The 21,900-nt window shown below is 41.5% G+C and carries 23 protein-coding genes; 6 read left to right on the top strand and 17 right to left on the bottom strand.

The genetic code is table 11. From position 1 onward, the window contains the following. Positions 1-3: 3 nt before the first annotated feature. The 15 genes from A8F95_RS21390 to A8F95_RS21325 all read right to left on the bottom strand — a co-directional run bounded on the left by A8F95_RS21390 (position 4) and on the right by A8F95_RS21325 (position 13,491). Positions 4-360 carry an STAS domain-containing protein gene (locus tag A8F95_RS21390; RefSeq protein ID WP_049659773.1) on the bottom strand — a complete coding sequence of 119 codons (357 nt, stop codon included), beginning with the start codon at positions 358-360 and terminating at the stop codon, positions 4-6. Then, the gene (locus A8F95_RS21385; protein WP_065412398.1) at positions 357-1,190 is read right to left on the bottom strand and encodes an RsbT co-antagonist protein RsbRA; all 834 of its coding nucleotides are present in this window, start codon (positions 1,188-1,190) and stop codon (positions 357-359) included. Before A8F95_RS21385 ends, A8F95_RS21390 begins: the two co-directional genes overlap by 4 nt. 381 nt (positions 1,191-1,571) lie before the next feature. Further along, positions 1,572-1,922 carry a type II toxin-antitoxin system PemK/MazF family toxin gene (locus tag A8F95_RS21380; protein WP_041100719.1) on the bottom strand — a complete coding sequence of 117 codons (351 nt, stop codon included), beginning with the start codon at positions 1,920-1,922 and terminating at the stop codon, positions 1,572-1,574. A gap of 5 nt (positions 1,923-1,927) precedes the next feature. Beyond that, the gene (locus A8F95_RS21375; protein ID WP_049659765.1) at positions 1,928-2,209 is read right to left on the bottom strand and encodes a CopG family ribbon-helix-helix protein; all 282 of its coding nucleotides are present in this window, start codon (positions 2,207-2,209) and stop codon (positions 1,928-1,930) included. Positions 2,210-2,391: 182 nt separating this feature from the next. Beyond that, positions 2,392-3,552, bottom strand: a complete 1,161-nt coding sequence (alr, locus tag A8F95_RS21370; protein ID WP_065412397.1) for an alanine racemase — start codon at positions 3,550-3,552, stop codon at positions 2,392-2,394. A gap of 249 nt (positions 3,553-3,801) precedes the next feature. Beyond that, positions 3,802-4,818 (bottom strand): LolA family protein, encoded by a 1,017-nt coding sequence (locus A8F95_RS21365; RefSeq protein ID WP_065412396.1) that lies wholly within the window; start codon positions 4,816-4,818, stop codon positions 3,802-3,804. 83 nt (positions 4,819-4,901) lie between these two features. Continuing rightward, entirely contained in the window at positions 4,902-5,252 is a 351-nt protein-coding gene (acpS, locus tag A8F95_RS21360) for a holo-ACP synthase (protein WP_065412395.1), read from the bottom strand. A gap of 4 nt (positions 5,253-5,256) precedes the next feature. Further along, entirely contained in the window at positions 5,257-6,723 is a 1,467-nt protein-coding gene (locus A8F95_RS21355; protein ID WP_065412394.1) for a PH domain-containing protein, read from the bottom strand. Further along, positions 6,716-7,189: a PH domain-containing protein gene (locus tag A8F95_RS21350; RefSeq protein ID WP_065412393.1), complete on the bottom strand. Its 474-nt coding sequence runs from the start codon at positions 7,187-7,189 to the stop codon at positions 6,716-6,718. Before A8F95_RS21350 ends, A8F95_RS21355 begins: the two co-directional genes overlap by 8 nt. 171 nt (positions 7,190-7,360) lie before the next feature. Beyond that, the gene (gene cshA / locus A8F95_RS21345; RefSeq protein WP_065412392.1) at positions 7,361-8,827 is read right to left on the bottom strand and encodes a degradosome RNA helicase CshA; all 1,467 of its coding nucleotides are present in this window, start codon (positions 8,825-8,827) and stop codon (positions 7,361-7,363) included. Between the two features lie 117 nt (positions 8,828-8,944). Then, complete coding sequence (locus A8F95_RS21340; protein WP_342669973.1) at positions 8,945-9,658, bottom strand: alpha/beta hydrolase; 714 nt, start codon at positions 9,656-9,658, stop codon at positions 8,945-8,947. 184 nt (positions 9,659-9,842) lie between these two features. Next, positions 9,843-11,219: a UDP-N-acetylmuramoyl-tripeptide--D-alanyl-D-alanine ligase gene (locus A8F95_RS21335; protein WP_065412390.1), complete on the bottom strand. Its 1,377-nt coding sequence runs from the start codon at positions 11,217-11,219 to the stop codon at positions 9,843-9,845. Between the two features lie 17 nt (positions 11,220-11,236). Continuing rightward, positions 11,237-12,292, bottom strand: a complete 1,056-nt coding sequence (locus tag A8F95_RS21330; RefSeq protein WP_065412389.1) for a D-alanine--D-alanine ligase — start codon at positions 12,290-12,292, stop codon at positions 11,237-11,239. 272 nt (positions 12,293-12,564) lie between these two features. After that, the gene (locus A8F95_RS22860; protein ID WP_218060682.1) at positions 12,565-12,708 is read right to left on the bottom strand and encodes a hypothetical protein; all 144 of its coding nucleotides are present in this window, start codon (positions 12,706-12,708) and stop codon (positions 12,565-12,567) included. Positions 12,709-12,720: 12 nt separating this feature from the next. Further along, positions 12,721-13,491 (bottom strand): hypothetical protein, encoded by a 771-nt coding sequence (locus A8F95_RS21325; protein ID WP_077247485.1) that lies wholly within the window; start codon positions 13,489-13,491, stop codon positions 12,721-12,723. A 192-nt stretch (positions 13,492-13,683) separates the two neighbouring features. Here A8F95_RS21325 and mgtE point away from each other — a divergent pair, with 192 nt between their 5' ends. From mgtE to A8F95_RS21295, 6 genes are all read left to right on the top strand, one after another. Then, positions 13,684-15,042, top strand: a complete 1,359-nt coding sequence (gene mgtE, locus A8F95_RS21320) for a magnesium transporter (protein WP_065412388.1) — start codon at positions 13,684-13,686, stop codon at positions 15,040-15,042. 271 nt (positions 15,043-15,313) lie between these two features. Further along, entirely contained in the window at positions 15,314-16,681 is a 1,368-nt protein-coding gene (locus A8F95_RS21315) for a hemolysin family protein (protein WP_065412387.1), read from the top strand. Positions 16,682-16,831: 150 nt separating this feature from the next. Continuing rightward, the gene (locus tag A8F95_RS21310) at positions 16,832-17,557 is read left to right on the top strand and encodes a polysaccharide deacetylase family protein (protein ID WP_065412386.1); all 726 of its coding nucleotides are present in this window, start codon (positions 16,832-16,834) and stop codon (positions 17,555-17,557) included. Position 17,558: 1 nt separating this feature from the next. After that, positions 17,559-18,155 carry a DedA family protein gene (locus A8F95_RS21305; protein WP_065412385.1) on the top strand — a complete coding sequence of 199 codons (597 nt, stop codon included), beginning with the start codon at positions 17,559-17,561 and terminating at the stop codon, positions 18,153-18,155. Positions 18,156-18,169: 14 nt separating this feature from the next. Then, entirely contained in the window at positions 18,170-19,333 is a 1,164-nt protein-coding gene (locus A8F95_RS21300; RefSeq protein WP_065412384.1) for an MGDG synthase family glycosyltransferase, read from the top strand. A gap of 86 nt (positions 19,334-19,419) precedes the next feature. Beyond that, positions 19,420-20,001 carry a YqaA family protein gene (locus tag A8F95_RS21295; RefSeq protein ID WP_065412383.1) on the top strand — a complete coding sequence of 194 codons (582 nt, stop codon included), beginning with the start codon at positions 19,420-19,422 and terminating at the stop codon, positions 19,999-20,001. A 116-nt stretch (positions 20,002-20,117) separates the two neighbouring features. On the opposite strand, the gene A8F95_RS22800 is transcribed toward A8F95_RS21295, so the two are convergent. Further along, positions 20,118-20,261 (bottom strand): Lmo0850 family protein, encoded by a 144-nt coding sequence (locus tag A8F95_RS22800; RefSeq protein ID WP_156186978.1) that lies wholly within the window; start codon positions 20,259-20,261, stop codon positions 20,118-20,120. A 225-nt stretch (positions 20,262-20,486) separates the two neighbouring features. Next, on the bottom strand, positions 20,487-21,872 hold the full coding sequence (locus tag A8F95_RS21290; protein WP_065412382.1) for an L-cystine transporter: 1,386 nt from the start codon (positions 21,870-21,872) through the stop codon (positions 20,487-20,489). Positions 21,873-21,900: the final 28 nt, after the last annotated feature.

Raw genomic sequence — 21,900 nt, 5'->3', positions numbered from 1 at the left:
AGATTAGTCCTCCAGTTCCCGTTGAAGTTTCTCCAAACCTTTTTCTAAATCAAGAGCTGTCAAGACATCTTCAAGGCGTATACCCAATTCGATCAAGGTAATAGCAACGGCTGGCTGAATTCCTGTGATCACTACTTTCGCTCCCATAAGCTTTGACATGCTAATTACATCTCCGAGCACTTTCGCGATAAAAGAATCAATAAAGTCAATCGAGGTTAAATCAATTACTACCCCTCTTGCGCTCGTTTCGTGGATTTTATGCAATAAATCCTCTTGGAATTGCAGGGCGGTTTGATCATCGAGTTCCCATTGTATCGAAATTAGTAAACAATCATGAAGTTTTAAAATTGGTATTCTCATCGTTCTTCCTCCACTTCGATGATTTTTCTTTCCGTCATCTCTAAGGCTTCTTCAATTCCTTTTTTCAACGTACTTGTTGTAATAACCTGATCTAGATTAATACCAAGAGTGACGATGGTTTGGGCGATTTCCGGCCGAATGCCGACAATCATGCACTTAGCACCAACAAGTCGAACAGCGTCCGCCGCCTGGATGATATGATGGGCTACCATCGTATCGACAACCGGGACGCCTGTAATATCAATTAAGACCACTTCCGAACGGTGTTTCACAACCCCATCCAGCAAGTTTTCCATAATAAGCTTAGCTCTTTCCGTATCAATCGTCCCTACAAGGGGCATGACTGATATCTTTTCAAAAACTGGGATAAGAGGAGCAGATAGTTCCTGCAAGGCAATCTTTTGTAAAGAAACGGTGCGCTCCCATGTGTCAGCGTAAGTATCAATAATAGTGTTATACAAAGGGAACATCCAGCGCTCAAACTCAAAAGAATACTCGATAAAATTATGCTGTCCGACTAATTCTTCCCTTTGCAATCCTTCTGCTACGATATGACTGAACGTACGCAGCCCGAGTGTTACAATAGTCAGCGGCCACCCTAATCTGACAATTTTTTCAGCGAATCCCACTACCTTCGACTGAAACTCTTCCTCCGTTTCAGTAAAGTTAGAAATCAGCAATTCAATAAATTCACTGCTCGTTTTTGTAAACATTTGAGCAGACATCGTTTGAACAGCACGCTCATCGGCATCCTGCTTCATCTGGCTAATCCATTCTTTTAATATTTCGCTTTTATGAGTTTGCACATAGTCAAAAATTAATTTACGCATCAAGACAACTCCAATTCTTCTTTTTCGGTGATCACGCATCCGCTCTATGTAGAGACTGTCCTCTAAACGGTCCGGCTCCTTTCTTTCGTTCAAAGCATAGTAATTACCAGGTCCCTATGCAAGAAGGTTGAAGGAATTTATTTTTATATGCCGGGCAGCCCCGTCCGTTTATTATTCCCAAATCTGCTTTCTCAATTTTAACAACTTCATTCATAAAACTAAACTGATTTTCACTTCCATTTTTTCGCACCGCTAATATTTATCGTCACTAATAAACATTATAATGTTTATTTCGATAATAAAAAAGCGAGAGTACCGTCTATCGGCAAATTACGCTAAAAAAACAAGACGCCCAGCTAGTGTAACCTAGCGGGCGTCTATTTAAAACTGAATAAGACCTAAGCTGATTTGCAAGGCTTCGTCCACTTTTTCCATCATTTCCTCATCAAGTTGAGTGATTTTATCCGTTAAGCGTTGTTTATCGATTGTCCGGATTTGCTCAAGTAAGATAACGGAATCACGTTCAAAGCCGTAACGCTTTGCATCAATTTCAACATGTGTAGGCAACTTAGCTTTTTGAATTTGCGCTGTTATAGCAGCAACAATAATAGTGGGACTGAACCGATTCCCAATGTCGTTTTGAACCACTAGCACAGGCCGCACGCCGCCTTGCTCGGATCCGACAACAGGGGACAGGTCTGCAAAATATACGTCACCACGCTTAACTATCACACGGATTATCCTCCACTTACTAAACGTTCTACAGTATTACCAGCCTCATACTCAGCTTGCATGGCCTCTGAAGCGATAGCCAAGTTGATTTTCGCCATTTCCATGTAACCACGTCTCATAGATTCTCTAATCTGACGTTTTTTTCTTTCACGAAGATACATCTTTGTTGCTCTGTAGATAAATTCATTACGGTTAATCTTTTCAAGTTCAGCATACCCGTCTAGTTCTTTAACAAATTGTTGTGGCAAACGAATTAACACTTCTGTTGTTGCGCTTGATTCAGACACGAACTACACCTCCACCAATCACTACACCGTCTCGTTAACTGTCATTTTCATCATAACATCTTTTCTTTTGCAAGGGAAGGCGAATTCAGATTTCTTAGCCGTTATCTTAAAATAACAGAAGAAAAAAGCGCAAATTCACTAATTTTTTTCCAAAAAACGCCGATAAATATAGATTGAATTTCTCATTTCAACAAAGAATTTATTACTTCGATAGTTTCGCCGTTCTGCTTATAAACTCTTGGGACGCGTGCGGTAATAATACAAGGAACTTCATAGTTAATTGTGTCCATCTTTCGGGCAATATCATCCATGGTAATTTCTTCTTCTCCCTGTTTCCCGATAAGCGTCACTTGAGTTCCAACCGACATTTCCTCCGGCAGACGGATCATGCATTGATCCATACAAACCCTGCCCACGATCGGCACCTTTTTACCGTTGACTAATACTTCCTGTCCCTGAAGCTTCCGCAGCCAGCCATCTGCATAACCGATCGGCAATGTTGCGATCCATTCTTCTCCTTGTGTTTCATAGGTGGCGCCATAGCTGATCTTTTCACCTTTTTTCAGCTTTTTAATGTGAACGATTCTCGTATGGAGGGAAAAAGCTTGTTTTAACGGAAACGGCAGCTCCTCTTTCATTTCATTAGACGGGGCGAGCCCATACATCGAAATACCGAGGCGAACAGCATTAAAGTAGGCTTTTTTAAAACGCAGCGTCGTGGCGCTGTTGGCGCAATGAACAAAAGCCGGCTTCACTTTAAGCTCATCTATCATCTTCGTGAAGGTCTGATATTGTTCTTCGAAATAATCCGTATCTAGAGCATCCGCTGTAGCAAAATGAGTGAATACCCCTTCTAGGAAAAACTTCGGTGACTCATCAATAAATGCGGCCAATTCATTCAGTTCTTCTACGGTTTTGACGCCAAGCCTTCCCATCCCTGTGTCGCACTTAATATGCACACGAAGCACTTGGCCATCCTCTAAGTATTTCTCTGCTTCCTTTAACCATTCTAATCGAAAGACGGTTAACGAAATTTGCTGCTCAGCCGCTATTTGGGCTGCTTCCGGATTGCTCGCTCCCAGCACGAGCAGTGGAACGGAGAGATCCGCCTTCTTTACAGAAAGTGCCTCATCAAAGAAAGCAACAGCTAACCCTTGCGCACCCGCTTCTATAGCTGTTCTCGCGATTTGCACATCCCCATGCCCATAAGCATTAGCCTTCACCACAGCAAATAACTTTTTGCCCTCAGGAAGCAACTTAATCGTTTCTCTTACATTGTACGAAACATGGTCCAGATTGATCTCTGCCCATGTATCACGATAAAACTTAGTCTCTACTGTCAACACTTGCCCCTTCTTTCCTATCTGTATACGTGAAGTTGGAAGATTCAATTTCTCACCAACCTTATTTTAAGTATACAGCAAGGGCTGTCGCGGTAAAAACCCCCTGACTGATCTAGAAATGAGATTATTCATCGTTCAGGCTTCGTTGTTTACACTCGCCTAGACTTTTATTCAAAAGAAAAAGGAACGTCGAATTCCCGTTCCCAAACCCCTCTGCATCTATCACAAGCTTGATGCAGCCATTTCTATTTACTTTTCCATTTCCGCTTGCATTGATCGGGCCACTTCAATCATTTCGGCTTCACTTAAATCTTTAGAAGCAATCATATAATCAACGCCTTTATAAGACCAGGAAAGTGACTGATCGGTTATTTCTCCAAAAGCAAAGCCAAGATCAGCCATTTCGCCGTTCATGCTCGCTGTTTCGATCGAGGCTGCCGACAGCGATGCCGCTTTTTCCTCCACAACGGTGAACGACTTATCCCCTCCATACGTGAGAACAATCCGCTTGCCATTCGCTGTTAACATTTCATTTTCCTCAATTAAACGACTTCCTACAACCTCTGCCTGCGGATAAAAAACCGTAAACTCCTCATCCTTTTCCTGAGCAAGCACCGGCATCTCTAATTGAGCTCCAGTCATATTCTTTTTTACATCAAAAGATGATTTCTCAAAGCTCGCCTTAAAGTCTACTTTCGTAAAGCTGACCGTTAACACCGCTTTGCGGTCCGGGTCCATTACTTTAACAGAAACTGGGGCTAAATCACGCTTATTAAACGTAATTTCTTGAAGAGGAAGCATGTGACTGTTTGGATATCTTGTCTTTGTTTCAAATACATAATGCTTGTCTGTTTCTTTGAATACTGCTTCCTGGTCACTTTTAATATCTTTGACAAGCGACTCAAACAAATAAGCTTGACTACTGTTTTTTGGCCAATCACTTTGGAATTTAAAGCTCTTATTCAAAGATGGCGTCAAAACGTATACACCCGATTCGTTCTTCAAGATCATCTGACTTTGATCCTTCTTGTCATTCGATAATTCTACACGGTAAAAATGATTGTCTTTATTCCAAATTTCTACGTGATACGCCTGTTTTTCCTCTCCTGTCTGCAGCGTCATCTTCGCGGTAGCCTTGTACCCTTTCATCTCTTCCGCTTTTTCATTTAAATCCTTCGTCACATCCTCCTTAGATTTTGCTCCGCAGGCAGAAAGAACAAATAAAGCAACCAGGCATAAGAGCCAGACTAACCTTCTTTTTGTCATTTCACCACAACCCCTTTCGCATTAAAAATATATGAGACAACCTTCCAAAATATGATTGTCCGAAAGGGGCTGTTCTTTTTTATTTATTTTTCGATGATGACTTGGGCAGCCGCATATTCTTGGCTATGTGTGATTGATAAATGTACACCCGAAGAAAAAGGCGCTTCAATATAAGGCTTTCCATATTCATCTGCTGCCGTTTCAATATCTTGAAAAGAAAGAGTCTCACCAATTCCGCTTCCAAGCGCTTTGGCAAAAGCTTCTTTAGCTGCGAAGCGTCCAGCAGCGTATTCATATTGCCGGCGGCCCTTTCTACTGTGAAATATTTCTTGCTCCTTTTTCGTTAATATACGTTCAATAAATTTCGGCTGCCTTTCAATGAGCTTTTGAATTCGGCTAATTTCTACGATATCCATGCCAATGCCTTGTATCATCTTCTTATCCCTTCTTCCTTAACTCGTACCACTGATATATTTCTTCTGCATCAGCAGCTGAAGCATCAGTCACTTTTATTTTTTTACCGGTTGCTCCGCTTTTAACAACCGAATGAACAGATGCTAGCTTTCTCTGCCTTTGCCGCCATGTTTTGATCATTTCCAGGGATTGAATACGATGACGGAGCATAAAAACCGTTTGCAGGGAAACACCCCTTGTTCTTACGGTAAGCTGGCCGGCGCTAACATTCCACCCTGCTGCTCTAAAACGGGCAAATCCATAAAGCAAAGCAGGCAAAAAGGCAGTAAGCCCCCATAACCCAAACGGCCAAAACAGCCAGGCTGCGGCTATGACAGGAGGAGTGGCAAATAAGCACGCTCTTCCAATATATCTGCTGGCTGATCTTAGTGGAAGAGGTGTCAAACTGGCTGAGAAACAATAATCCGGAAATAGTTCCGCCAGCATTTGTAACGCTTTTTTCTTTTTCACCATTGGTATAATGACCATGCTTGCGCTGCCTTTTTCTTCACCTGCTCCCCCTGCACTTTCAAGATGAACAGAGCAATACCCTAACATTTGTCTAAGTGGGTTTTCTAAAATAGTAATTCCCTGTATGCGGTCCATCGGAATCGTGAGCTGTTGTTTTTCGAGCAGCCCTTTTTGAATCACCACGTTTCCCTCTTCCTTGCTCAACGCAAACCCGGCATACCTTAGCAGGGTTAATCCAATAGAAATCACCCAAGCAACAAACAGAACGAGAAAAACAAGTATGGCGATTACGATCGTTCCCATCTCGATAAAATGAGCTGCTTCTTTAAAAATCTTCTCATAAGGTATCATATCCTGGAACTGCGATAAAAAAGCGAAGACAGCCGAAATAACAACACCAATCCCGCCTGAGGTGGCTGCTAACAGCAGCAGTTCAAATAGGCCCGCTTGATAAAAAATATCTCTATCGCTCCGACTCTCTGCTTTTTCGAAACGGGCATCCTGCTTATTCGCTAAGACCTTCCGGCTTTTTTCCTCATTAATGAATTGCTGGAGAGCCTGCGCTTCCGCTTTCGTAATCGCTGTCAATTCGGCTTCTGAATCTGATCCACCGCCTGCTCCGGCTGTTTCCACTCTTATTTTAACGAGGCCAAACATCCGGTGGAGGATTCCTGCGGATAGATCTAGACTTTGAATACGCTCAACCGGGATATATCGCTTCTTTTTTACAAAAAGACCATATTCAATTTTGAGCTCATTCTCTTCTAGTCGATAAGTAAAGCGCAGCCACTTTACAACACCTGAAACGAGAACAAACAAAATAACGGCTCCTATCCCGATGATCGGTACGTAATCCCAAATGTTATGTTTTTCGCCATTTCCCATAAAAAAGAGAAAGACAATCGGCAGGACAAGACTTTTTAGTTCTCGAAAAAAAGTGAGCAATGTAGAAAGAGGATGGAGCTTTTTAGGATCAGACATCTTCTTCTACCCTTGCAAGAGCTGCAATCACCTTTCTCATCTCCTCTGCTTCTTCTATCTCCACGGCTGGTATTTCATGAATCGTCGCAGCCGTGGAGATGTGAATAGCCCCTAGTCCATATTTTCGCAAAAGCGGTCCCTGCTTCGTATCTACATGCTGCACACGAGTCATAGGGATAAGCGTGCGGCGAACAATAAACACTCCTCGCTGCAGCTCAATCTCCCGCTCCCGTACTTCATACCGCCATCTCTTCCAGCGCATATTTGGCAGAATGACAACCACAATCAGTACTTCTGCTACCCCCACAGCCACAAGAATAAAAAAGATCCAGAGCGGCCACTGATTCATAAAAATCGCGACACTCGCCCCGATTAGCAGCAGCCATAAAAACACCGAGCTTATGACTCCTGATATTCGCCAAACTCGTAAAGCCTTTGTTGAAATTCTTTTCGCCGGCTCTTTCATTGCCTATCCACAGCCTTCATTATGGTTTTCTTGTTCTAACGTTTCAGTAGAGGTAAAAGTTTCATTCTGTTCATCTTTTTATCTAAATTCATACATCTGCTTATTAAAAAAGGACTGCCCAAAAGTTAGCATTTCACTAACTTAATGGGACAGTCCCTTATCATAAACTATTTATTGAGAAGTATGTTTTCTTCTTGGATTGCTTTTGCGATCTCGGTTATAAGAGCGGTTGCCACCACCAGATGAACGTCCGCCCTGACGGTTGCCATACGGCTTTTTGGAGCTTGAGTTCTTAGAACGGAACTTATCTTTCTTTTGTGGAAGAGAAGATTCGTTCGTAATATGAATTGGTGTGCGATCCGGCTCTTTCGTAATCAATTTCAACGCAGCAGCTACGAGCTGTTCAGCATCGTACTGATCAAGCAAGCCTTTTGCTAGTGCTTTATATTGAGAAAGATCATTCTTAGCAACAGACTCTTCTAGCTCATTTACTGCTGCTTGTTGCTGGCCAACTAATGCGTCATCCCACGTAGGCGCAGCCATTGGTGACATTTTTTTCTTCGTCGTTCTTTCTACCTCTTTTAAATAGCTCATTTCTCTCGGCTCAACGAATGTAATAGCGACACCTTCTTTGCCGGCACGGCCTGTACGGCCAATTCGGTGAACGTAGCTTTCCGGGTCTTGCGGGATATCATAGTTATACACATGTGTAACACCTGAAATATCAAGTCCGCGGGCAGCTACATCTGTTGCCACAAGCACATCAATTTTCCCTTCTTTGAAACGCTTGAGAACAGTTAAACGTTTCGCTTGAGTTAAGTCGCCATGAATGCCTTCTGCCTGATAACCACGAAGACTTAAGGCGTTAGCCAACTCATCAACCCGTCTTTTCGTACGACCAAAGATAATGGCAAGCTCTGGTGAGTGAACATCAATCAAACGAGAAAGCACGTCGAACTTATCACGCTGATGCACCTTCACATAGTACTGTTCAATATTGGAAACAGTCATTTCTTTTGTCTTCACACGGATCGTTACAGGATCATTCATAAATCTCTCGGCTATCGCACGAATTTGCTTAGGCATTGTCGCTGAAAACAATAGCGTTTGGCGTTCGGCTGGCATATGGGAAAGAATAGCCTCAATATCTTGAATAAAGCCCATGTTCAGCATTTCGTCTGCCTCGTCCAATACGAGTGTCTGCAAGCTATCAAGCTTCAACGTTTTTCTGTTAATATGGTCTAAGATTCGTCCAGGTGTACCTACAATGATGTGTGGGCGTTTCTTTAACGCGCGAATTTGGCGTTGAATGTCTTGGCCGCCATATACAGCTAAAATACCGACGCGCTTGCCGCTCCCAATTTTATATAGTTCTTCTGATACTTGGATAGCTAGTTCCCTTGTTGGAGCAATAACTAATCCCTGTACTGTATGGTTGTTTGTATCAATTTTTTCAATCATTGGCACTCCAAAAGCAGTTGTCTTTCCTGTTCCTGTCTGTGCCTGACCAATAATATCCTTGCCTTCAAGGCCGGCTGGAATTGTCTGTGCCTGAATTGGTGTTGCTTCTTCAAATCCCATTTTATCAATAGCTTTTAAAGTGGTTTCACTTAAATTTAGATCTTTAAATTTCGTCAATATTTTCTTCTCCTTCTATTTCGATTGCCGTATCAAACAAAAAATACCCTTCACATGAAGAGCAAAAGTTATTGTCATCATACCATTTTTGTTGGTTTATTACAACACAATCGATATTTAAATTACTCTACTACTTCCCTTTAAAAATGTAAAGACTTTTTCAAACAGCTGCTCCTTTTCCCCCGTATGGCAAATATGGTGCTTCGCATGCGGCACGTAATAAATTTCCTTGTGGCGAGACGGCAGACGGCGGTAAATATATTCTGCACTTTTAGGCGGCACAATCCCATCTGCCAACCCCTGAGCAATGAAGGTCGGTGTCTGGATTTTAGCAAAAAGCGGCTTGCTGCAAGCGGCCATTTTCCGAAATTGCCAAGCTGCTGATATCGGCGTGAACAAAAACTTATTCTTGTAACGCAAAAACAGTTCATTTTCGCTTAACGTTCCGCTTCTCATATCTTTCCACATTTGCTTGATATCCTTGAGCAGCTGTCCCACATTAATATATTTAGCCGCAGCGCTCAATAATATAAGTTTTTCTACAGGATATTTTTCCGCCAAATAAGCAGCAATTAACCCGCCCATTGAAAATCCAATCACATCGACAGTCTCACATTCAACAAGCAGCTTTTCCATTTCTTTTTCTGCACATTCAATCCATTGTTTATACGTAATCCCTTTTAACGAAAGTGTTTCTCCGTGGCCAGGCAATGTCGGTACAACGATTCTCCAAGTGGTTTTTTCATGCAAATATTCAGCGAGTGGTTCCACTTCATAAGGGGCTCCAGTGAAACCATGGATGCATAAACAACCAATCATCTTTTTCACCATTTCCTTTTCTGCGTTGTTTTCTTTTCATATACGGTAATGATTACCCCTTTTCCTCCCGCTTCAAAAGGAAAACACCAGGATTTTCACCTGGCGTTAAGAATGGAGACGAAGTCTATTCAAATCGCTTTCAGGCCGTTGACAAACGCTCCTCTTATTCCGTTGCTCCCCTGCCTATGACTTGGGGTTACTCATTTTCAAGCGCTTCTACAACTTCCTCGAGTTTCATACCGCGAGATGCTTTCACTACAACCAAGTCGCCGGTCGAGAGAATGGACTTCAATTTTTTAATTAGTTCCTGTTTATCGTTAAAGACAAAGATGCGATCTTCTCCAAGAGAATTTTTTGCTCCAGCGGCAATGAATTGGCCTAATCGCCCGAATGTGAAGAGATAGTCAATAAATTCTCCGTTCACCGCTTGGCCGACTTGATAGTGGAACAGCTCCTCATCCAGTCCTAACTCAAGCATATCTCCAAGCACAAGGATCTTTCGTTCGAAACCAGGCATTTTTTCAGTCAGCTCAATCGCTGCCTTCATTGAAGTAGGGCTTGCATTGTACGCATCGTTGATCACTTTCGATCCCTTGATGCCCTTCGTCATTTCCATTCGCATTTTCGTTAATTCGATAGATGTTAGTCCTTGCTTGATCTCTTGGAAAGAAACGCCCAGTTTACGCGCCGCCAGCATAGCCGCCATCGCATTCAACACATTGTGTCTCCCTATAATAGGAAGGAAAAATTCTACACCAGGCGCTCCATTGACCTGAAAGCGGCTGCCTTCTTGAAGCGTTTCAATCGAGAGCAGATACATATCATTGCTTTCATCTAATCCGAAAGTTTGCGTTTTTAATTCCGTCTCTTGTAAGGCTTCTGTTAAAAGCGGTTCATCTCCGTGGTAAATTAATATACCATCCTCTGCAAGACCGTTTACGATCTCAAGTTTCGCCTCAGCGATTGCTTCTCTTGAGCCTAAGTCCTGTAAATGAGATTCTCCGATATTTGTAATAATCGCTATATCTGGAGCAGCGATTTTCGTCAATAAGTCAATTTCGCCCTTATTGCTCATCCCCATTTCAATAACAGCTGCTTCTGTATCTTCTTTTAAAGAGAGAATCGTAAGCGGCAGGCCGATATGATTATTGAAATTGCCCTCTGTCTTTTGTACTTTAAACTTTCGAGAGAGGAGGCTTGCTGTCATGTCTTTTGTTGTGGTTTTTCCGTTACTGCCAGTAATGCCAATAACTTTTACGTTCAACTCTTCCCGATAAGCTTTCGCTAGCTGCTGTAATGCTTTCAACGTATCTTCTACTACTAACACTGGTAAATCGGCAGGCGGGTTAGGCCGGTCTTTTTGCCAAAGAGCCGCCGCTGCCCCTTGTTTAATGGCCTGCCTAATATACTGGTGACCGTCGGTATTTTCCCCTTTAAAAGGAACGAACAACTGACCATTTACCGCTTTTCGGGAATCGATGACTACCCCTTCCACGAGTCGGTCTTTAAATGCTTCGACGTTATTTTCTACCTTTATTATATTAACTATTTGTTCAATGGTCTTACGCATCATAAAATCAATGTCCACCTTTAAAAAGTATATTTAAGTTGCTGTTTTTCCTCATATCGTTCTTTTGCAAGCTCGATTAGTTTTTCGATCAATAGAGGATATTCAACGCCCGCATGCTTCCAAAGCAAAGGGAACATACTAAAAGGAGTAAATCCAGGCATTGTATTTACTTCATTAATCAGCAGCTCACCCTTTTCATTCAAGAAAAAGTCAGCTCGGACAAGTCCTGAGCAATCCAATGCTTGGAAAGCCGTAACCGCCATCTTTTTCATATTAGTTTGTACATCTTCTGGTATTTCAGCCGGAATGATTAAAGCTGTATTTCCATCTTCATATTTTGCTTTGTAATCATAAAAAGTCTTTTTCGGAACAATCTCCCCGATTACGGAACATTTAGGATCGTCATTACCTAATAAGCCAACTTCCAGCTCTCTGGCTGTGACTCCTTCTTCTACAATAATTTTACGATCAAACTGGAACGCTTCCTCGTAAGCTGCCGCTAACTCTTCGCGGTTTGTGCATTTACTAATACCGACACTTGATCCAAGATTAGCCGGTTTGACAAAGCATGGATAACCAAGCTCTTTTTCCGCTTTTTCATAAGCCGCTTCTTTATCTTCCATCCATACTTTTCGAGTAAGCCATACATAGTTAACTTGAGGCAAATTGGCTTGAGCAAAGATATTTTTCATAATGACTTTATCCATGCCTGCTGACGATGCCAGTACTCCATTGCCCACGTATGGAAGGTTCATGACTTCGAGTAACCCTTGAACAGTACCGTCCTCACCATTCGGCCCATGTAAAAGCGGAAAAATAACATCATATTTTTTAGAAATCAAACTGTGCGCCACTGCAGATGACTGACCATCGCTCGCAAACTGCAGCTCGGATACTTGATCTACTGGAGCAGTCAGTTGGTTCCCTTCAATCCAATTTCCTTCTGTTGTAATATAAATAGGGTAAATATCAAATTTATTTAAATCAAGTGCTCCAATAACCGCTTTTGCTGTTTGTAAAGACACTTGATGTTCAGCGGATTTGCCTCCATATAATAAGCACAGTTTCGTTCTCATATTAACCCTCCAAATAAGTAAATGAAAAAATTCATTGTTTCCATTCTATCATGCTTTAAGCAAAGAAAAACTAAATTTACATGCAACTATCCTCCCGATTTACACCCCTTCCCACCACCGGCTTCTGCCCCTCTTTTAAGCAAATATTGCCAAACGCTTATCAAGCTTTTACTTTTTATCATGATTATTCTTTATCTCTCTTGCTTATGCGTTCAGTTCACTATATAACCCCCATTGTAAAGGGCTGAAAAAGCTAAGAGCATTCTTCTCGTCTACTCTAGAAAGAGAAACTGCCTGTGGGCTGCTTTTCGTTCGGTTATGTATGTACCGTATGTAAAGGCGGATTGGACATTATTAACGGCAAAACCACATGGCGCAAAAGGAAGCCCCGAATAAGCTTTCATCAACTTATTCAAGACTTGTTTCTTTTAAAAATACACGCTCCATTCGCGAGTCTTTTTATCAAATTCAAAATGCCCATCAGGTGCCTGCTTGTAGCACTTTACATACTCGTCGAACATTTCATCCATATTAATATAGTCGCCTACTACCCAAATAGGCACTTCCACCTTTGTGCGGCTTTGAACTGTTTTTGTTAAAGAAATAACCATGCCTTCTTTCATTTTATCAGTAAAAGAAGCTACCATTTCTTTCGGAATAGCTGGAAATAAATTCCCCTTCCGTAAAGAAAAAATCGTTTTCTCACTTCGGAAATAACCGAGCTTGAACGAAATCGCCTGTCCCAGCATAGAATAAAAATCAGGTAGATAACGATAATATGTTTTATTAAACCATTCGTCCTCTTCGGAAAGATAGGCGTAGCGATTGTTCAATTTACTGTAAAACGGAACCCTTAAATGGTGCTTACAATGGCCAAGGTAAAGCAGTTCGGCAATCTCCCGGCCCTCCAGCTCATTCAGCCCCTCCATATCATCAAAGTCCAGCCAACAGAAGTCTCCGTATTCGGCGATCGGCTCCTTCAGTAACTTCTTAACCTCTTCTGCTTCCACATAATTAAACCTCGTGTGCATATTAAAATCCGCCCCGCTGTATTGGTGCTTTAACAGCAATAAATGATTCAGCTCCTGGGAGAGGCTCCGAACAAAATCATGAAAATCAATTCCATATGAAATTGCATACTGGTGAGCTGTATTCAAGTGAACATAAATCAGCTCTTTCATAGTCCCTTGGCTCTTCAAAGCGATGACCCCCGATTTTCTCGAAATTACAACGTCTTTTCCGCATCAATATGTTATACTTTCTATTTTAGCAAAAGAATTCGAAAACTCGTATGTTAAAATCTAATAAATATGAAAGATTCTTTTTCACTTTCCTTTTCCGTTCGCTTTATAATGGGAAAGAATGATTTTTTTCACCGAGGAGGGATGCCCATGCTGACAAATTTAACTGAAGATCAAATGACGCTTCTGATCATAAGAGCATTAAAAGAAGGAAAAAAGAAAGAACTCCAAAAGTTACTGGATGAACTTCATCCTTATGACATGGCTTCTATTTATACAAACTTACCCGCAAAGCATCAAACACGCTTTCTGCTTCAGCTCAGCATTCCTATTTTGACGGATATGATTCAGGAGCTTGATAATGAAGATCAGCTAGCTGTACTAAAAAAAGTAGGAAAAGAGCGTTCGCGTAAAGTTCTTGATGACATGGACAACGACGACTTAGCTTCGTTGCTTGATGACATGTCCCCTGAAAAAATAAAGTCGTTTTTAGCGGGAATGAAAAAAGAAGAATCTACTATTATTGAAAGCATGATGGCTTACCCGCCAGAAACAGCCGGACGGCTGATGACAAACCGGTTCGTCTGGATTCGAGATACCTATACTGTGCGTGAAGCAGTGGATAAATTAAAAACCTTTGCTGAATTTGCAGAAACAATCAACTATTTATATGTGATTGACGGGCAAAAAAAACTTGTCGGCGTTGTTTCATATCGTGACCTGCTCTTGGCAGATATTAGCGAAAAAGTGAGCGATGTCATGTATGGACGAGTAATTTCTGTCTCTGTTTACACGGATCAGGAAGAGATTGCCCGCCTGATTGAGCGCTACGACTTTCTCGCTATTCCTGTCGTTAACGAAGATGATGTGCTTGTCGGGATTGTAACGTTTGACGATATCCTTGATATTGTTATCAAGGAAGCAAATGAAGACATTGAGAAGCTTTCTGCTTCCGGTAAATCAATCGATTTTGATACGAAAGCTTCCACTGCTGCGTTTCGCCGGCTGCCATGGCTCATTCTATTACTATTTATTGGTCTCGTTTCTGGAAGCATTATTTCTGGTTTTGAGGATACATTAAAGCAAGTAGTAGCCCTTACCTTTTTCATGCCTATGATTTCCGGAATGACAGGTAACACTGGTACTCAATCACTCGCTGTGGTGGTACGCGGTCTCGCCTCCCGTGACATTGATATGAAAACTGTGTTAAGTCTTATAGGCCGAGAGTTTGGAGTAGGCTTTATTATAGGTATTGTATGTGCCATTTTGATTTTTTTGATCGCATTTTTCTGGCAAGGAAATGCCATATTAGGAGTGGTTGTCAGTTCTTCCTTATTGCTGACTCTTATTATCGGCACACTTGCCGGCACAGTGATTCCATTAATTTTATACAAACTAAATGTTGATCCAGCAGTCGCTTCCGGCCCATTGATTACAACAATTAATGACATCCTTTCATTAATTATTTATTTTTCTATTGCCTCCTGGTTTTTACAGCAACTAATGTAAAGTGTAAGCAGGCATATTCTCCTTATGACGAACATATAAAATAGTATCTTTGATTTGACTGAAAAATCAGTATTCATTATACTATTAATAATCATTTTAGTTCGGTAAGAGGTGATTCGATGGGACAATGAAGGTTCAATATGAGTTCTCCCATAAGCCAGCCTCCCTAAAGATGCGGCTTGTTGAAGTGAAAGATTGGCTCGTCAATCAGGTAACTTGACTTTACAGGAGGTGACTCCTTGTCCGTCTAAAGACGGACTGAGGAAACTATTTGGACATATTTAACCTGGTGTTCATCGTGATCCTTATCGCTTTAACTGCTTTTTTCGTTATTTCAGAATTTGCTATCGTTAAAGTCCGCAGCTCGCGGATTCATCAGCTGCTAGAAGAAGGTCATTCGAAAGCGCCAGCTGCGAAGCTTGTCATTTCCAGCCTGGATGAATACTTATCAGCCTGTCAGCTCGGTATTACGATAACAGCTCTTGCACTTGGCTGGATCGGAGAACCGGCTATGGCTGGCCTGTTAAGACCGCTTATGGATTTTCTTCACGTCCCTGCTTCTTTGTCCCATGTGATCATTGTAGGGGCAGCCTTTTTCATTATTACTTTCCTTCACGTAGTGGTAGGAGAGCTTGCGCCCAAAACATTGGCCATTCAAAAGGCAGAAGAGCTGACTCTTCTCTTTGCTCGGCCTTTAATTATATTTTATAAAGCGATGTATCCTTTTATCTGGACACTTAACGGAACAGCTCGGTTAATTACCGGCCTATTCGGAATAAAACCTGTTTCTGAAAGCGAAGCAGCACACACAGAAGAAGAACTTCGCTTGATCTTATCGGAAAGCTTAAAAAGCGGCGAAATTAACCCTTCTGAATTTAAATATGTAAATAGAATTTTTGAGTTTGATGATCGCATTGCAAAAGAGATTATGGTTCCACGTACGGAAATGGTGACATTGTCTAAGGAGATGAAGATTCAGGAGTTCATCGATGTTGTACGAGAAGAGCGATTTACACGCTATCCTATCATTGATGGCGACAAGGACCATGTTATTGGTCTCGTCAACTTCAAAGAGGTGCTCACTGACTATGTAAAACAAAAAGAAATCGGCCCGCTTTCACTTGAGCATTACGTACGGCCTGTCATCCGTGTCATCGATTCTGTTCCGGTCCATGAATTGCTCGTTAAGCTGCAAAAAGAACGCATTCATATGGCCGTGTTGATGGACGAATACGGTGGAACATCCGGCTTAGTGACCATCGAAGATATTTTAGAAGAAATTGTTGGTGAAATTCAGGATGAGTTTGATACGGACGAAGTGCCGCTCATCCAGAAAGTATCTGATACCCACTATATTATGGACGGTAAAGTATTGATTAATGAAGTAAATACATTGCTCCACCTCTCCATGGAAGATGAAGATATCGATACAATTGGCGGTTGGATTCTTACAGAGAACTATGAAGCGGTTCAGGGAGACAGCATTGATTACGAGGACTATCTCTTTACCATCAAAGCTATGGAAGATCATCAAATTAAGTATGTGGAAGTGCGAAAAAAGCCGCCAGTGAAATTAGAGGAACAACCTCTTCCAGACAAACAGCCCGCCCTTCCACTGACCGAATCAAAGGCGATATAACTTGCCCGTTATGAGAAGAGAATGAACCGGATCCTATTAGCCGGTTCATTCTCTTTTTCTTTTTCTTTTCAAAGCCAGATTGTTTAGCAGGAGATTTCTCTAAAAGGGCGAATTTTAAAAAAGTCGCTCCAACAGTTTGTTTGTAAAGGAATGATAACATTGTTAATTACAGCAGCCCTGATTTTACTTTTCCTTTTTATTTATACGGTCGGAGCTACGGTGTTCATCCGGATATTCGGAATAGGAATTTATAAACGCGGGACAAGGGAGAATATGATCGCTTTGACTTTTGATGATGGTCCCCATCCGCTATATACCCCCCAACTGCTTGATTTACTGGAAAAGCATAAGGCAAAAGCTACTTTTTTCATTGTAGGGTCTAAAGCACGTACTTATCCACATATCGTTCAAGACATTCGTAAAAGAGGCCACTCGATCGGTATACATAATGATATTCACCGGTCCAACTGGCTGTTTTCTCCTTTTGTCTTTAAAAAACAATTGCGCCGCGCACAATCGACTATTACAAACATAACAGGGGAACCTCCCTTTTACTACAGGCCGCCTTGGGGACATTTTAATGCATTGACCTTATATGCTGTGAAGCCCCTGCAAACGATTATGTGGACAGCGATCCCCGGCGATTGGAAAGAAAGCGTTCACCCTGAGGAGCTTGCCAACCGATTAAGAAAAGAGAGAAAAAACGGTGCCATTATCACTTTGCATGACAGCGGCACAACACTAGGTGCCGATGAACGGGCTCCTGCTAATACTTTGAAAGCGCTGGAACTCTTTTTGGCAGATGAAGATTCGGCGAACTACCACTTTGTAAACATTCATACGATGTTACATCAGCCTGAAAAGAGCGAGGTGTAACATGGAATCGCAAATTCTGGATTACCTATCACAATACGGACTCGCTATTTTATTCATTGTTGGCTTTTTTGGAATTGTTGGTATTCCCGTACCGGAGGAAAGCTTATTCGTTTATATCGGAATCTTAGCTAGGCACCAAGGCATTCCTCTCACTTCGGCTTGGCTGGCGATCTCGGCGGGTGCTCTTTCCGGCATGCTGACAAGTTACCTGCTTGGCCGCAAAATCGGAAAGCCTTTACTCGATCGTTATGGAAAGTATGTAGGTATGAGCAAAAGCAGGTGGAAGAAACTCGTCCTTCATTGGGATATGAAGAAGTCTTTATTCACTGGCTTCTTCATCCCAGGTATACGACAGTTCAATCCTTATTTTGCTGGTTTATCCAAATTCTCCTTCATTTTGTTCCTTTTTATTTCTGTTTTGGGCTCATGTATATGGGTATTGTTCTATATAATGATTGGCTACACAGTGAGCTCTTATATTACCATCAAGCCTATTTATGTAACGATCGCCGGTGTTATTTTTTTCATCGGCTTCTTGATTCAACTCCTATATAGATGGAGGAAGTCTAAAAATAAAGCTGCTAGCATCGAACACTAAAGGAGTTTTCGCCTATGAAAGTTTTATTACTGCCCCTTTTCCGTATGCCTTCCGGACATCATAAGGCAGCTGAGGCAATCGCCGGCTATTTATCTAATATCAAAGCGGAAATCGAAGTGAAGACAGTTGACTGTTTAAGTCATTTTCACAGCGGCATAGAGATGGTCATTTCGAATACTTATTTGAAATGGATCAATCGCAAGCCAGCTCTATATAGTAAGTTTTATCATTCATTTATTTATTCATCTAATCAAAAAAAACATACTTCTTCCCGCTTTTCCCTTTGTTTTTGGGATAACTATCTTGCCTGGCGGATGGAAAAATTCATTGAAGAGGAACAGCCGGATGTTATTATTTGTACTCACTGTTATCCTTCTAAACTTCTTAATTATCTTAAAAAACGAGGGAAAATTCATGTCCCTGTCGTGAACGTATATACAGATTTCTTTATGAATGATATATGGGGAAAAGAATACATTGATTTTCATTTTGTGCCGCATCAGGAAGCAAAAGAGCAGCTAATAAAACGCTATTCGTTAAAGCAAGAACAAATATTTGTAACCGGTATACCGGTTCACCCTTTCTTTCGCAAGCCTTCACGTTCGTCGTCTGAAGGATCTATTTTAATAGCCGGCGGCAATAGCGGTCTCGGTAATTTAACCGTATTAATTGAACAGCTGGCTGCTGCTCCGCTCCAGTGTTCCTATAAAGTATTGTGCGGGCATAATAAGAAGCTGTATGAATGGGTTCGCTCTCTTCAGCATGAAAAAATAGAAGCCATTCCTTATACGAACTGCCGGAAGCAAATGAATCAATACTACGATGAAGCTTCAGCTATTATTACGAAGCCAGGCGGAATTACCATTACAGAAGTGCTGGAAAAATCTCTGCCCGTCTTTATTCTCGATAGATTACCGGGGCAAGAGGAAATCAATTGCCATTACTTAAAAGAGCAGCATCTTGTGTATGAGCTCAATATGCATCAGCCAATTGAACAGCAAATAATCAAGGTAATCAGCAATGAAGTGGAAATGAATAAATGGCATAAACGTCTAACCTGTTACCAGCTTGAAAAAGATGACGAAATTGAAAACAGTTTATTAACCATTTTCAAAAGCAAAGAGTCCGTTTATGCCCCTTCATTAAAAAAATCAGCCTGGGACCCTTATCTCGGCTGATTTTTTTAATGTGCTCTTGCTGGTTCATCTAAATGAATAATGATATAATTTTTGTGGTTAATTTAATTAAAGGAGAATTCTTTTTCATGACTGAGTTGATTCATCATTTGGAAGAGTGGCTGCTAGAATACGGAGTGTTAGGATTGATTCTCGTTGCTTTTACAGAATCTTCTTTCTTCCCTATTCCTCCGGATGTTATTCTGCTGCCTTTAGCTCTTGCCGATCCTGACCGAGCCCTCCTCTTTGCGCTATATACGACAGTTGCCTCTGTCCTCGGCGCCTTGCTTGGCTGGTTTATCGGTCGCAAGCTTGGCCGTCCTATTTTACTGAAATTTGTTTCTGAAGAATTAATTCTAAGAGTCGAACACCTATTTAAGAAATACGGCCCTCTCGCTATTCTTATTGCAGGCTTCACCCCGATTCCTTACAAAGTATTCACCATCTTTGCCGGGGTTGCAAAAATTCGCATTAGAGTTCTTCTTATCTGGTCTCTTATCGGACGCGGGCTCCGATTTTTCCTTGAAGGGATCATTATTTTCTGGCTTGGCGAACGAGCCAAACCATTTATCGAAGAAAATTTTACTATGATCACGATTGTAGGCGGACTGCTCATCGTTGTCATTTATCTTGTCTACCGTTTCATCCAAAAAAGAAAGCAAGCCGCCTAATTACTATACAAAATTAGACGATTAAAGACCTAAATGAAATGCAATCATTTAAGCTGAAAAATATCCCGGCTCTTTTCTCAGCCGGGATATTTTTTGATTATGTATTTCGTTTATTTTCAGGCCTTTACATGGTCCGCTAAGTCTTGATAGCTTTTTAAAGAGTTGAACACTTCGATGCGGGATTTGGTTTTTGATACTTTAACACCCAATTGAGTGAGCCGGTCAATCATTTTTAACACTCTTTCATGGTCTTTCCCCAATTTACACACCTCTTTAAAAAATTTTTTGTTACTTCTTCTACGGCTTCTATTAAAAAATGGTTTCAAAATTTATCACTTTATTTAATTTTAACATTCCCCTTTCTTTAGTAGTTAATCCCTTAAATTTAAAAATTTATTTTAAGAAAGCTTCGCCAACAATGCCCGGGCCACCTGCAGCGAAATATAACAGCGTTAAAAAAAGAAGCCGGAAGCCGGCTTCTTTTTTTAGCTATTCATTACTTCTTGTTGTTCGTTATAAACAGTCGTGTCCAGCTCTTTCGTAATGCGGCTTGTGACAACCCCTGCTGTCATACTGCCACTTACGTTCACTGCTGTCCGTGCCATATCAATAAGTGGTTCTACAGAGATAAGGAGACCGGCAAGTGCTACAGGCAGGTTCATCGTTGATAAAACGAGAATAGCGGCAAATGTAGCCCCGCCCCCAACGCCAGCTACCCCAAATGAGCTGATCGCTACTACCGCGATTAACGTCAAGATAAAGGTTGGAGAGAGCGGATTGATTCCTACAGTTGGCGCAATCATAACGGCTAGCATAGCTGGATACACACCAGCACAGCCGTTTTGACCGATCGATAGTCCAAATGAACCTGCGAAGTTGGCAATTCCTTCAGGTACCCCGAGTGATGACGTTTGCGCTTTAATATTCAACGGCAATGTACCTGCACTAGAACGAGAAGTGAAGGCAAAGGATAAGACTGGAAATGCCTTTTTCACGTAAATCATTGGATTTAATCCAACTAAAGTTAAAATAAGCAAATGAATAATAAACATGATGGCAAGTGCTACATAGGAGGCTAATACGAATTCCCCGAGTTTTGCAATCGCCGCAAAGTTGCTCGTCGCAACTGTCTTTGCCATAATCGCTAAAATTCCATAAGGTGTAAGGCGTAACACAAGCGTAACGATGCGCATTACAATGCTATAGATGGCCTCAATCATCTTTTTAAAGAATTCAGCATGCTCCGGTTCTTTTCTCTTAATACCCAAGTAAGCAAAGCCTACAAAAGCAGCAAAGATCACGACAGCAATCGTAGAGGTGCTGCGCTGGCCTGTAAAATCAAGGAATGGGTTAGCTGGTATAAGCTCAATAATTTTTTGTGGGAAAGATTGATTTTCAATTTCTGAATATTGCTGCTCAATCTCCGTTCCACGCGCCTGCTCCGTTTCCCCTCCTTGAATTTGAACAGCTTCAAGATGGAACCCGAGAGAAGCGCTTATCCCAATAGCAGCCGCGATCGCCGTAGTACCTACAAGCAAGCCAATAATCAACCCGGCCACTTTTCCAAGATTTGTTGTCAGTGTCAGCTTTGTAAAAGCAGAAACGATCGAAATAAACACTAATGGCATGACAACCATTTGCAACAGCTTAACGTAACCTGTACCAATAATGCTAAACCACTCTGTAGATTGCAGTAGCGTTTTCGACTCTAGCCCGTAAATCATCTGCAGGATAAAGCCAAAGATAACCCCCATCCCTAGTGCGGTAAATACTCGTTTTGAAAATGAAATGTGTTTTTTTTGCATAACATATAAAACGCCCGCCAAAAGAAGCAGAGCGACTACATTCGCAATGATGAAAAATAAGTTCATAGATGCCTTCCTCCTTTATACTAACGAA

The organism is Pseudobacillus wudalianchiensis (assembly GCF_001685015.1).
GTDB lineage: Bacteria > Bacillota > Bacilli > Bacillales > Domibacillaceae > Pseudobacillus > Pseudobacillus wudalianchiensis.
The sequence above is the reverse complement of the archived record's forward strand: the minus strand, read 5'-3'. Positions and strand labels throughout refer to the sequence as shown.